This window comes from Salmonella sp. JXY0409-18, assembly GCF_020268625.1.
Lineage (GTDB): Bacteria > Pseudomonadota > Gammaproteobacteria > Enterobacterales > Enterobacteriaceae > Salmonella > Salmonella enterica.
In genome coordinates, this window is record NZ_CP084216.1 from 1,150,685 (window position 1) to 1,162,591 (window position 11,907).

Below are 11,907 nucleotides of genomic sequence, written 5' to 3' on the forward strand. Positions count from 1 at the left end.
ACTTCCCTTGAAACCCTGAATCTGATCCCCATAATAAGCGAAGTTAGCGAGATGAATGCGAAAAAAACGCGGAGAAATTCATGAGTAGTAAAGAACAGAAAACGCCTGAGGGGCAAGCCCCGGAAGAAATTATCATGGATCAGCACGAAGAGGTTGAGGCAGTTGAACCAAACGATTCTGCTGAGCAGGTGGATCCGCGCGATGAAAAAATTGCGAATCTGGAAGTTCAGCTTGCAGAAGCCCAGACTCGCGAACGCGACACCGTGTTGCGCATCAAAGCGGAAATGGAAAACCTGCGCCGTCGTACTGAACAGGACATCGAAAAAGCGCATAAATTCGCTCTCGAGAAGTTCGTCAACGAATTGCTGCCGGTAATCGATAGCCTGGATCGCGCGCTGGAAGTCGCAGACAAAGCCAATCCGGATATGGCGGCAATGGTCGAAGGGATTGAGCTGACGCTGAAGTCTATGCTGGATGTGGTGCGTAAGTTCGGCGTGGAAGTGATTGCTGAGACCAACGTGCCGCTGGACCCGAACGTGCATCAGGCGATTGCGATGGTGGAGTCGGAAGAGGTTCCGGCAGGCAATGTGCTGGGTATTATGCAGAAAGGCTATACGCTGAACGGTCGTACCATTCGCGCGGCGATGGTGACTGTAGCGAAGGCGAAGTAAAAGTCTGATGGCCGATGTAAAGTCGGCCATTTTTTTAGCTTAAAAAATCCTGCACTTCCAGCCACGGCGTGTTGAAATCCTCTATTTTTTTATATTCGCTCATTGGCAGAACGACCACATTATAGGTGTCAGCTCCTTCATTCAGATCAAAAATCTGGAAGCCCCTTTTATTGAGTTCGGTCTGAATGCGTTCAAAGATCTCGTCAAGGTAACGGTCTCCGGCTTCACAGACATCGGAGATTTCATCCTCTTGGGTTATTTCGACAAGAAGATTTCTTAATTCCTCAGAATCCGTCAGGTTTTTTGTGAGTTCATAAAAGCGATCTGCGGCAAAATTAGCCAGTTCGCCTTCTTCATCTTCACCTTTCCAGTCAACGAGGTGAATTAATCCTTCGCCGCGTAGAACTTGTAAAAATGCCTGTGCCAGATCGTTATTTCCGAGATCGCCACCGCTACAATCCAGAACGTCCTGCAACCCATATTCGTCTTCATCTTCGTCTTCAAAGATTTCAGGTTGCGTCGAAAGTTGAGAGAAAATAGTGGGCCATAAGGTTGGGTTGTGCGATAAAATAACGCTGGCGACGACGTTGAGGTCGTCTGCAAAATTCTTTTCCCATTCAATTACGTAATCTTCTGACATAACATCAATATCCTTTCTGAATGCTTGAAAAGTCATTATTGCATTGTTAAGTAAATGGCAGGAATTGATGGAATCTTAAAAGACGGCGATAAAAAAGGCGAACCGGAGTTCGCCATTGTGTTACTCCGCCACACTCTCGCGCAGCGGCTTTACCGGTACAACCTTTACCTGCTTAATCATATTTTCCTGTACATCGAGAATATCGATATCGTACTGCTCAATGCGCACGCGCGTGCCAGCAACCGGAATTTCCTCCAGCGCCTCCAGAATCACCCCATTGACGGTGCGCGCGTCATCTTCCGGCAGGTGCCAGTTAAACGCTTTATTGATTTCCCGGACGTTGGCGGTACCGTCAATAATGACCGAACCGTCGTTTTGCGGCGTGACCTCTTCCGCCAGTGTCGGCGACATCGATGTGGTGAAGTCGCCAACGATCTCCTCGAGAATATCTTCCACGGTGACCAGCCCCTGGATATCGCCATATTCGTTGACGACCAGTCCGACTTTCTTTTTATTGCGCTGAAATTTGATCAGTTGCGTACTGAGCGGCGTACCTTCCGGGACGTAATAGATTTCATCGGCGGCGCGCAGCATCATCTCTTTGGTGAACTCTTTTTTCTCGGCCATTAACCGCCAGGCTTCGCGCACGCGCAGCATACTGATGGCGTCATCCAGCGAATCGCGATAGAGCACGATGCGTCCGTGCGGGGAGTGGGTAAGCTGCCGCTCGATAGATTTCCAGTCGTCATTGATATCGATCCCGATAATTTCATTACGCGGTACCATGATGTCATCCACGCTGACCTTTTCCAGGTCGAGGACCGATAGCAGCATATCCTGATTGCGGCGAGAGATTTGCGAACGGGATTCATGCACGATAGTGCGTAATTCCTCTTTGCTTAACGACCCGCTGACCACGATGTCCGTTTTAATTCCCATCAGATGCATCAGCAGGCGGGTGATGGTGTTAAGTAACCACACCAGCGGCATCATCAGTATCTGTAACGGCGCCAGCAGGAAGCTGCTGGGATAGGCCACTTTTTCCGGATAGAGCGCGGCGATAGTTTTGGGCAGGACTTCGGCAAAAACTAACACGACAAACGTCAGTACCCCAGTGGCGATAGCCACGCCGGCGTCGCCGTAAAGCCGCATACCCACAATCGTGCCGAGCGCCGAGGCAAGAATGTTGACCAGGTTATTGCCGATCAGCACCAGGCTTATCAGTCGGTCGGGTTTACGCAGTAATTTTTCTACCCGTTTTGCCGAGCGATTACCTTGCTTCGCCATATGGCGTAAACGGTAACGGTTTAGCGTCATCATTCCAGTTTCGGAACCGGAAAAATAGGCCGAGATGACCACCATGATGATTAATATGATAATCAGCGTGGTGGTGGAGATGTGTTCCAGGGGAAACTCCTTTAAAAGCTTAGCTTACAAATTGCTGTAATATGCGGCTACCAAAATAGGCCAGCGTCAGAATACCCGCGCCTGCGACGTTAAACCACACGACCCGCCGACCCCGCCAGCCTTCATGGTAATGCCCCCACAGCAGAACGATATAGACAAACCATGCCACGATAGAGAGCACGGCTTTATCAATATTTTCAGTACTGAACAGGTTATGCATGTAAAACAGGCCGGTACACAGAGTAAGGGTCAGCAGTACGACGCCAATCTGCGTGATATGAAACATTTTGCGCTCAATGCTCATCAATGGCGGCATTTCATTACTAAACGCCAGCTTTTTGTTCTTCAACTGATAGTCGATCCACGCCAGCTGTAGCGCATACAGAGCGGCGATTATCAGCGTCGCGTAAGAGAAAAGCGACAGACCGATGTGCACCATCATGCCTGGGGTCGCTTCCAGATGCGTAATATATTCATTAGGCATGAACGTGGCGAAGGCCAGGTTAATCAGCGCAAAAGCATAGACAATGGGCAGAAGTAGCCAGCCGCGATTACGCGACGCGACAATGGTCATTACCGTGCAGATCATCAGGCTGACCAGCGAACCGACATTCAGCAGGCTCAGGTTTTGTCCACTGTCGCCGCCGGGCAGAATACGCGATTCCAGCGCGACAGCATGGCACACCAGAGCGATGACCGCAGAAAGAATAGCCATACGCCGCCAGCCGCTGTTTTTTTGCAACAGTCCGGGAACGATCAGCGCGAGGCTGAAGGAGTAGGCGACAAGGGCAAGTAAAGCAAAAACGGGCATAGTTGTGTCGACAGTTGACCAGTGAGAAAGAGAAGCAGTATAGCGTTACGTGACCGCAGCTCCAACCGTTGCATAACAACAAAGACGGCTTCATGGTATACTGTGGCGAAATTCTGTAACTGTGTCGCTGCGGCGACCAACCGTTTCCACCCCAGGCGAGAGACAATGTTTGATAATTTAACCGATCGTTTGTCGCGCACGCTGCGCAATATCAGTGGCCGTGGGCGCCTTACTGAAGACAACGTTAAAGAGACGCTGCGCGAAGTGCGCATGGCGCTGCTGGAGGCTGACGTTGCGCTGCCGGTAGTGCGTGAGTTCATCAATCGCGTAAAAGAGAAAGCGGTTGGTCATGAAGTTAACAAGAGCCTGACCCCTGGGCAGGAGTTCGTCAAGATTGTCCGTAGCGAACTGGTTGCGGCGATGGGCGAAGAGAACCAGACGCTGAATTTAGCTGCGCAGCCGCCAGCCGTAGTATTGATGGCGGGTCTGCAGGGGGCGGGTAAAACCACCAGCGTCGGTAAGCTGGGTAAATTCTTGCGCGAGAAGCACAAGAAGAAAGTGCTGGTCGTCTCTGCCGACGTCTATCGCCCGGCGGCGATCAAACAGCTCGAAACGCTGGCTGAACAGGTTGGCGTGGATTTCTTCCCGTCTGATGTCGGCCAGAAACCGGTTGATATCGTCAACGCCGCGCTGAAAGAAGCGAAGCTCAAATTCTACGACGTGCTGCTGGTGGATACCGCCGGTCGTCTGCACGTTGACGAAGCGATGATGGACGAAATCAAACAGGTCCACGCTTCTATCAAGCCAGTAGAAACGCTGTTTGTCGTCGATGCGATGACCGGTCAGGATGCCGCGAATACCGCAAAAGCCTTTAACGAAGCGCTGCCGTTAACCGGCGTGGTGCTGACCAAGGTCGATGGTGATGCGCGTGGCGGTGCGGCGCTCTCTATTCGTCATATCACCGGCAAGCCGATTAAATTCCTCGGTGTCGGCGAGAAAACCGACGCGCTGGAGCCGTTCCACCCGGATCGTATCGCCTCACGTATTCTCGGCATGGGCGACGTACTGTCTCTTATCGAAGATATCGAAAGCAAAGTTGACCGCGCACAGGCTGAAAAGCTGGCGACCAAACTGAAGAAAGGCGACGGTTTCGACCTGAACGACTTCCTGGAACAGCTCAAACAGATGAAAAACATGGGCGGTATGGCCAGTCTGATGGGCAAATTACCGGGCATGGGGCAGATTCCGGACAACGTTAAATCGCAAATGGATGACAAAGTGCTGGTGCGTATGGAGGCGATCATCAATTCGATGACGCTGAAAGAGCGCGCGAAGCCGGAAATCATCAAAGGTTCCCGTAAACGCCGTATCGCACAAGGCTGTGGGATGCAGGTGCAGGACGTTAACCGCCTTCTGAAACAGTTCGACGACATGCAGCGCATGATGAAGAAAATGAAGAAGGGCGGGATGGCGAAGATGATGCGGAGTATGAAGGGGATGATGCCGCCAGGCTTCCCGGGTAGATAAATATATCGGGCTACCTTATTTGCCATTTTGACGCCGGAGTGTGCTCGAAATGCTCACGTACTGCGTGTACGCTCCGCTTTCTGCGCGCACGCCGACGCCAAACTGGCTGCAACGGTCACGCCCTGGAATCAAGCTTCATCACATGTTGATTGCTTTTTTCCCAGAAATCAGTAAAATTTTCGGGCTTTTAATATGACGCCGGGCTCCGTTCCTCGATGGGGCCCGGTTGTTTTATTCACACAAGAGGATGTTATGGTAACTATTCGTTTAGCTCGTCACGGCGCTAAAAAGCGTCCGTTCTACCAGGTTGTTGTCACCGACAGCCGTAATGCACGCAACGGTCGCTTCATTGAGCGCGTTGGTTTCTTCAACCCAATCGCTAGCGAAAAAGAAGAAGGCACCCGCCTGGATCTGGATCGCATCGCTCACTGGGTTGGCCAGGGCGCAACCATTTCCGATCGCGTTGCGGCGCTGATCAAAGAAGTAAAAAAAGCAGCTTAATCTGTCACGGTGGTCATGATGAGCAAGCAACTCGCCGCACAAGTACCCGCTGAACCGGTTGTACTGGGGAAAATGGGTTCTTCATACGGTATCCGTGGTTGGCTCAGAGTGTTTTCCTCCACTGAAGACGCCGAAAGCATTTTTGACTATCAGCCCTGGTTTATCCAGAAGGCGGGTCAGTGGCAGCAGGTACAGCTGGAAAGCTGGAAGCACCACAATCAGGATCTGATCATCAAGCTGAAAGGCGTTGACGATCGAGATGCCGCGAATCTTCTGACCAATTGCGAAATTGTCGTGGATTCCTCGCAACTTCCTGCGCTTGAGGAGGGAGACTACTACTGGAAAGACCTGATGGGCTGCCAGGTAGTCACCGCTGAAGGCTACGATCTCGGTAAAGTTATCGACATGATGGAAACCGGGTCGAATGACGTTCTCGTCATTAAGGCGAACCTGAAAGATGCATTTGGTATCAAGGAACGACTAGTACCGTTCCTCGATGGGCAGGTTATCAAGAAAGTCGATCTCGCTACTCGTACTATCGAAGTAGACTGGGATCCTGGTTTTTAAACCACCGAATAAACGGTAATAAATGGCGTTATGGGGATTGGCTTGTGTTTATTGGCATAGTTAGCCTGTTTCCTGAAATGTTCCGCGCAATTACCGATTACGGGGTAACTGGCCGGGCAGTAAAAAAAGGCCTGCTGAACATCCAAAGCTGGAGTCCTCGCGACTTCACGCATGACCGGCACCGTACCGTGGACGATCGTCCTTACGGCGGCGGACCGGGGATGTTAATGATGGTGCAACCCTTGCGGGACGCCATTCACGCAGCAAAAGCCGCGGCAGGTGAAGGCGCTAAAGTGATTTATCTGTCGCCTCAGGGACGCAAGCTTGATCAAGCGGGCGTTAGCGAGCTGGCCACGAATCAGAAACTCATTCTGGTGTGTGGTCGCTACGAAGGCGTAGATGAGCGCGTAATTCAGACCGAAATTGATGAAGAATGGTCAATTGGCGATTACGTTCTCAGCGGTGGCGAACTACCGGCAATGACGCTGATTGACTCCGTCGCCCGGTTTATACCGGGAGTTCTGGGGCATGAAGCATCAGCAATCGAAGATTCGTTTGCTGATGGGTTGCTGGATTGTCCGCACTATACGCGCCCTGAAGTGTTAGAGGGGATGGAAGTACCGCCAGTATTGCTGTCGGGAAACCATGCCGAGATACGTCGCTGGCGTTTGAAACAGTCGCTGGGCCGAACCTGGCTTAGAAGACCTGAACTTCTGGAAAACCTGGCTCTGACTGAAGAGCAAGCAAGGTTGCTGGCGGAGTTCAAAACAGAACACGCACAACAGCAGCATAAACATGATGGGATGGCATAGGCCCCCGAATATCAGTTTACCCAGGATAAGAGATTAAATTATGAGCAACATTATTAAGCAACTTGAACAAGAGCAGATGAAGCAGAACGTACCTTCCTTCCGTCCGGGCGATACCGTGGAAGTGAAAGTATGGGTTGTTGAAGGTACCAAGAAACGTCTGCAGGCATTCGAGGGCGTGGTTATCGCTATTCGTAACCGCGGTCTGCACTCTGCATTCACTGTTCGTAAAATTTCCAACGGCGAAGGCGTTGAGCGTGTCTTCCAGACTCACTCTCCGGTAGTTGACAGCATTGCTGTTAAACGTCGTGGTGCTGTTCGTAAAGCTAAACTGTACTACCTGCGTGAGCGTACTGGTAAAGCGGCTCGTATCAAAGAGCGTCTTAACTAAGAACGCGCTTTCGCAACATCCGAAAGCTTGTAGAAAAGAAGGGGCTGGCATTACGCTGGCCCCTTTTTTATGGGTTTGCTCCACGCCATAGACGGTTGCATGATTAGGCTGGGTCTGTGGTCTCAACGCTGAGTCAGAAACGGCCAGGCCCGTTCCTTAGTTTAGAGAGCGTTCCGCACGCCGGTGTTTAGCCTGATACATATTTCGATCGGCCAGTTCTTGTAGTTTTTCGGCAGTGGCATGTTCCCATGTCAGCGCAAAGCCAATACTCATGGTCATCGTTATCCGCTGGCCGTTATGCAGTTCAAAAGGTCGATTAAACGCCTGGGATAGCGCTGCGCAAATACGTTGTACTTCATATTCCGAATGTACATCGTAAAGCACCATCGCAAATTCATCGCCGCCGAGTCGGTAAGTCTGATAACGGCTACCACCGAATTCCGCTAATCTTTTGGCAACCTCTATAAGTACGCGGTCGCCTGCCGCATGTCCCCAGGTATCATTAATATATTTAAAGTTATCGCCATCCAGAAATAACAATGCCGAACTGCTACGAGCGGAATTGTCCTTCATCAGCGCGTTAATACAGCTGCGAAATGCTGCGCGATTGGCAAGCCCCGTCAGCGGATCGTGCAGCGCGGTACGTAGTAACTGGGCATTTTTAGCCTGAAGCCGTAGCTGCCATTCTTCCATCTCATCCAGAAGGCTATTGAAATCCTGCGCAAACAGGTGAAATTCCGCAATACGCTCATCAGGTACCCGGCGTGAAAAATTTCGGTTAGTGCGAACGTCGTGTACAACTTCAGTAATATTTTGCAGCGCATCCACAACGCCATTGTGTAAATAACGCGTGAGCAGCAGGGCAATGCCGGATGCCAGCAGAATACATCCTGTCAGCACTGCCAGCGATAGCCAGATAAAATGACCAATAAGGCTGTCGCGGGCGACAAGCCGTACTTCGCCGATGGCCCTGCCGTTGTGCCAGACGGGTTGCGATACCGGCAATGGAAAAAGCCAGTGGCTAATTAAGCCAATGAGCTTATCGTCTGCGGCTCGCGCATCATAGCGCCATGAGGCGATAATACGGCCATTTTTATCGCGGACCTCCGCCGCTGAAAATTGTCCCTGGCGTCCCAGTGTGGCGAGCGTTTCCGCTGCGGCCGTGTTATCGGAAAATACCAGTGCCGCTTCAAGGCTATGGGCCATTGTGGCGGCGGTCAAATCGAGATTCTTTTGCGCATACTGTTTGAGCGTAAGGACAGACGCAACGCAAATTAATAGCCAGATCAATGTCATCGTAAGCAGCACGCTGATTATACTAATCCGCCGAAGTGTGCGTTTAAATGTTGGTCTGGACAGAGAAAATTCCTTATTCATGCTTTTGATTCCGTGCAAGCATTAATACTTCTGGATTTACTCTCACGCCGCTATGCGAGAGGGAGTCCAGGTTGACGGAAAATTTGACTTCATCATTGTTAATGATCAGACAAAATGCGCTGCCAATAATACATTCGGTATTTTGCTCGGCAATTAATAACAAGGCATTAACTGGATAATGACGCGTTAACTCCACCTGATAAGCTGGCGATTCATTGCCAAAGTAAAAACCATCACAGTGGGCGCTCAGGGCTTCTTGTGTGGTACGGATGACAAGCGGTTGATAAGGGAAAGCCCAGTCAGCCTCTTCGCTAAGTACCCTGACAAAACGCGCAGATGAAAATATGCATAGCCTTGGCGGCCCGGATAACGCCGGCCAGTGTGTATAACTGACGATACCGGAGACGATGGCGCGTACGGATTTCTCTTCTTCCGTGACGCGTTGAGCATACAGAGGCAAGCTTGCTAATAATAGCGATAACAGAAGGATAAATCGGTGAGAAAAACGCATTAACAAGTCCCCACCATCTTCAGTCGTAAAGCATTAAAATACATCCGTGATTGTTTGTAGCAAAATAACATTATTTTGCCATATCGTCATTATTTCTTATTGATAATATGAATAATTTAAATGGCATCCCTGATATTAAATTCTTGTGATAATGGTATTAATCACCCTATATCAGAAAGTAAAAATATGTGTGCGGAGAAAAAATAATCAAAAAATAGCGAGCATCGCTCATTTTACCGCTTTTCTGAGGCTGGGAATAAAATAATTCACTTGTTGTGTAAAGTTTTTGATACGAAATGAAGGGGTTTAATCGACGATTGCGCATGGTGTAAAGTTTATTTTACGTAATATGGATTGAAATCTTTACTTTTTATGGTATGGTTTAAACATCCTCGTGGAGGATCAACTATCGCAAACAAGAAAAGACAGGATCGCCATCATGCAAAAAGACGCGCTGAATAACGTACGTATCACCGATGAACAGGTATTAATGACGCCGGAGCAGCTTAAAGCGGCCTTTCCGTTGAGTCTGGCGCAGGAAGCGCAGATAGCGCAGTCCCGGGGAATCATTTCTGACATTATTGCCGGGCGCGATCCGCGTCTGTTGGTGGTATGCGGTCCTTGTTCTATTCACGATCCTGAAACCGCTCTGGAATATGCCCGTCGATTTAAAGCCCTTGCCGCAGAGGTCAGCGATAGCCTCTATCTGGTAATGCGCGTCTATTTTGAAAAGCCGCGGACTACCGTCGGCTGGAAAGGGCTGATTAACGATCCTCACATGGATGGCTCATTTGATGTGGAAGCCGGGTTGAAAATAGCGCGTCAGCTACTGGTGGAACTGGTGAATATGGGGTTGCCATTAGCGACCGAAGCGTTGGATCCGAACAGCCCGCAATACCTGGGCGATCTGTTTAGCTGGTCGGCGATAGGCGCGCGCACAACCGAATCGCAAACCCACCGCGAAATGGCGTCTGGGCTTTCTATGCCGGTCGGCTTTAAAAACGGCACGGATGGCAGCCTGGCGACAGCGATTAACGCCATGCGCGCCGCTGCGCAACCTCATCGTTTTGTTGGCATTAACCAGGCCGGTCAGGTTGCGTTATTGCAAACCCAGGGAAATCCGCATGGCCATGTGATTCTGCGTGGCGGCAAAGCGCCAAACTATAGCCCGGCAGATGTCGCTCAGTGTGAAAAAGAGATGGAACAGGCGGGACTACGTCCTTCGCTGATGGTAGATTGCAGTCATGGTAACTCCAATAAAGATTATCGCCGCCAGCCAGCCGTTGCCGAATCTGTGGTTGCGCAGATTAAAGATGGCAATCGTTCAATCATTGGCTTAATGATTGAAAGTAATATTCATGAGGGTAATCAGTCTTCCGAACAGCCGCGCAGCGAAATGAAGTATGGCGTTTCCGTCACCGATGCTTGTATTAGCTGGGAGATGACCGATGCCCTGTTACGTGAAATTCATAAAGATTTGAGCGGCCAGCTGGCGGTGCGCGTCGCATAAGAGGTTGTTATGGTTGCTGAATTGACCGCGTTACGCGATCAAATAGATGATGTCGATAAAGCGTTGTTGAATTTACTGGCTAAGCGCCTGGAACTGGTTGCCAAAGTCGGCGAGGTGAAAAGCCGTTTTGGCCTGCCTATTTACGTGCCGGAGCGTGAGGCCTCTATGCTGGCTTCACGACGGGCGGAAGCAGAAGCGATCGGTGTCCCGCCCGATCTCATTGAAGATGTCCTGCGCCGGGTAATGCGCGAATCTTACTCCAGCGAAAATGATAAGGGGTTCAAAACGCTTTGTCCTTCTCTGCGTCCGGTCGTCATTGTGGGCGGCGGCGGACAGATGGGGCGTCTGTTTGAAAAAATGCTCACGCTGTCGGGCTATCAGGTCCGTATTCTGGAACAGCAGGACTGGCCGCGCGCCAGGGACATTGTCGCCAATGCCGGAATGGTGATCGTCAGCGTGCCGATTCATGTTACTGAACAGGCCATAGCGCAACTGCCGCCCCTGCCGTCCGACTGTATTCTGGTCGATCTGGCATCGGTGAAAAGCGGTCCGTTGCAGGCAATGTTGGCGGCCCATGATGGCCCCGTGTTGGGCTTGCATCCGATGTTTGGTCCGGACAGCGGGAGCCTGGCGAAGCAGGTGGTGGTCTGGTGTGACGGGCGTCAACCGGAAGCGTATCAGTGGTTCCTTGAGCAAATCCAGGTGTGGGGCGCGCGGTTGCACCGAATTAGCGCTGTCGAGCACGATCAGAACATGGCTTTTATCCAGGCGTTGCGCCACTTTGCTACCTTCGCTTATGGGCTGCATCTGGCGGAAGAGAACGTCCAGCTTGAGCAGCTTCTGGCGCTATCATCGCCGATTTATCGACTGGAGCTGGCGATGGTCGGGCGTCTGTTCGCCCAGGACCCGCAGCTGTATGCGGACATTATTATGTCGTCGGAGCGCAATCTGGCGCTTATCAAGCGTTACTATAAACGTTTTGGCGATGCGATCGGGTTACTGGAACAGGGCGATAAGCAGGCTTTTATCGACAGTTTTCGCAAAGTTGAACACTGGTTTGGCGATTATGCCAGACGTTTCCAGAATGAAAGCCGTGTGTTATTGCGTCAGGCGAATGACAGCCGACCATAACGATGACATCTATACTAAAAGCCAGCTTTGCTGGCTTTTTTCGTTTAAGGAACC

Annotated in this window: 13 protein-coding genes; 8 read left to right on the plus strand and 5 right to left on the minus strand. The window is 50.8% G+C overall.

Features of this window, described 5'->3' with window-relative positions; genetic code table 11:
- Positions 1–80: 80 nt before the first annotated feature.
- Positions 81–671, plus strand: a complete 591-nt coding sequence (gene grpE / locus LDB27_RS05475) for a nucleotide exchange factor GrpE (protein ID WP_001518875.1) — start codon at positions 81–83, stop codon at positions 669–671.
- A gap of 34 nt (positions 672–705) precedes the next feature.
- Here grpE and LDB27_RS05480 read toward each other — a convergent pair whose 3' ends face one another.
- From LDB27_RS05480 to LDB27_RS05490, 3 genes are all read right to left on the minus strand, one after another.
- Entirely contained in the window at positions 706–1,311 is a 606-nt protein-coding gene (locus LDB27_RS05480; RefSeq protein ID WP_001287934.1) for a hypothetical protein, read from the minus strand.
- A gap of 120 nt (positions 1,312–1,431) precedes the next feature.
- Entirely contained in the window at positions 1,432–2,718 is a 1,287-nt protein-coding gene (locus tag LDB27_RS05485) for an HlyC/CorC family transporter (RefSeq protein ID WP_127913513.1), read from the minus strand.
- A 19-nt stretch (positions 2,719–2,737) separates the two neighbouring features.
- Positions 2,738–3,529 carry an inner membrane protein YpjD gene (locus tag LDB27_RS05490; RefSeq protein WP_001537507.1) on the minus strand — a complete coding sequence of 264 codons (792 nt, stop codon included), beginning with the start codon at positions 3,527–3,529 and terminating at the stop codon, positions 2,738–2,740.
- Positions 3,530–3,694: 165 nt separating this feature from the next.
- On the opposite strand from LDB27_RS05490, the gene ffh reads away from it, so the two are divergent.
- From ffh to rplS, 5 genes are all read left to right on the plus strand, one after another.
- A complete protein-coding gene (gene ffh / locus LDB27_RS05495; RefSeq protein WP_000460052.1) occupies positions 3,695–5,056 on the plus strand; it encodes a signal recognition particle protein in 1,362 nt (453 codons plus the stop codon).
- A gap of 252 nt (positions 5,057–5,308) precedes the next feature.
- Positions 5,309–5,557: a 30S ribosomal protein S16 gene (gene rpsP, locus LDB27_RS05500; RefSeq protein ID WP_000256453.1), complete on the plus strand. Its 249-nt coding sequence runs from the start codon at positions 5,309–5,311 to the stop codon at positions 5,555–5,557.
- 18 nt (positions 5,558–5,575) lie between these two features.
- Positions 5,576–6,124, plus strand: a complete 549-nt coding sequence (gene rimM, locus LDB27_RS05505) for a ribosome maturation factor RimM (RefSeq protein ID WP_000043266.1) — start codon at positions 5,576–5,578, stop codon at positions 6,122–6,124.
- A gap of 44 nt (positions 6,125–6,168) precedes the next feature.
- Positions 6,169–6,936, plus strand: a complete 768-nt coding sequence (gene trmD / locus LDB27_RS05510) for a tRNA (guanosine(37)-N1)-methyltransferase TrmD (RefSeq protein ID WP_000469807.1) — start codon at positions 6,169–6,171, stop codon at positions 6,934–6,936.
- Positions 6,937–6,976: 40 nt separating this feature from the next.
- Positions 6,977–7,324: a 50S ribosomal protein L19 gene (gene rplS, locus LDB27_RS05515; protein WP_000065257.1), complete on the plus strand. Its 348-nt coding sequence runs from the start codon at positions 6,977–6,979 to the stop codon at positions 7,322–7,324.
- Between the two features lie 156 nt (positions 7,325–7,480).
- On the opposite strand, the gene dgcN is transcribed toward rplS, so the two are convergent.
- Positions 7,481–8,701: a diguanylate cyclase DgcN gene (gene dgcN, locus LDB27_RS05520; RefSeq protein WP_001030989.1), complete on the minus strand. Its 1,221-nt coding sequence runs from the start codon at positions 8,699–8,701 to the stop codon at positions 7,481–7,483.
- Entirely contained in the window at positions 8,694–9,212 is a 519-nt protein-coding gene (locus tag LDB27_RS05525) for a YfiR family protein (RefSeq protein WP_001212376.1), read from the minus strand. The genes dgcN and LDB27_RS05525 overlap by 8 nt, the downstream gene beginning before the upstream one ends.
- Before the next feature lie 439 nt (positions 9,213–9,651).
- Here LDB27_RS05525 and aroF point away from each other — a divergent pair, with 439 nt between their 5' ends.
- Entirely contained in the window at positions 9,652–10,722 is a 1,071-nt protein-coding gene (gene aroF, locus LDB27_RS05530) for a 3-deoxy-7-phosphoheptulonate synthase AroF (RefSeq protein WP_001168062.1), read from the plus strand.
- Positions 10,723–10,731: 9 nt separating this feature from the next.
- Positions 10,732–11,853 carry a bifunctional chorismate mutase/prephenate dehydrogenase gene (tyrA, locus tag LDB27_RS05535; RefSeq protein WP_000225192.1) on the plus strand — a complete coding sequence of 374 codons (1,122 nt, stop codon included), beginning with the start codon at positions 10,732–10,734 and terminating at the stop codon, positions 11,851–11,853.
- Positions 11,854–11,907 lie beyond the last annotated feature (54 nt).

Coding starts and splice junctions, on each gene's coding strand:
- rplS (WP_000065257.1), top strand. CDS start 6,977: ATGAGCAACATTATTAAGCAACTTGAACAAGAGCAGATGAAGCAGAAC.
- grpE (WP_001518875.1), top strand. CDS start 81: ATGAGTAGTAAAGAACAGAAAACGCCTGAGGGGCAAGCCCCGGAAGAA.
- LDB27_RS05525 (WP_001212376.1), bottom strand. CDS start 9,212: ATGCGTTTTTCTCACCGATTTATCCTTCTGTTATCGCTATTATTAGCA.
- rimM (WP_000043266.1), top strand. CDS start 5,576: ATGAGCAAGCAACTCGCCGCACAAGTACCCGCTGAACCGGTTGTACTG.
- LDB27_RS05480 (WP_001287934.1), bottom strand. CDS start 1,311: ATGTCAGAAGATTACGTAATTGAATGGGAAAAGAATTTTGCAGACGAC.
- LDB27_RS05490 (WP_001537507.1), bottom strand. CDS start 3,529: ATGCCCGTTTTTGCTTTACTTGCCCTTGTCGCCTACTCCTTCAGCCTC.
- tyrA (WP_000225192.1), top strand. CDS start 10,732: ATGGTTGCTGAATTGACCGCGTTACGCGATCAAATAGATGATGTCGAT.
- rpsP (WP_000256453.1), top strand. CDS start 5,309: ATGGTAACTATTCGTTTAGCTCGTCACGGCGCTAAAAAGCGTCCGTTC.
- ffh (WP_000460052.1), top strand. CDS start 3,695: ATGTTTGATAATTTAACCGATCGTTTGTCGCGCACGCTGCGCAATATC.
- aroF (WP_001168062.1), top strand. CDS start 9,652: ATGCAAAAAGACGCGCTGAATAACGTACGTATCACCGATGAACAGGTA.
- dgcN (WP_001030989.1), bottom strand. CDS start 8,701: ATGAATAAGGAATTTTCTCTGTCCAGACCAACATTTAAACGCACACTT.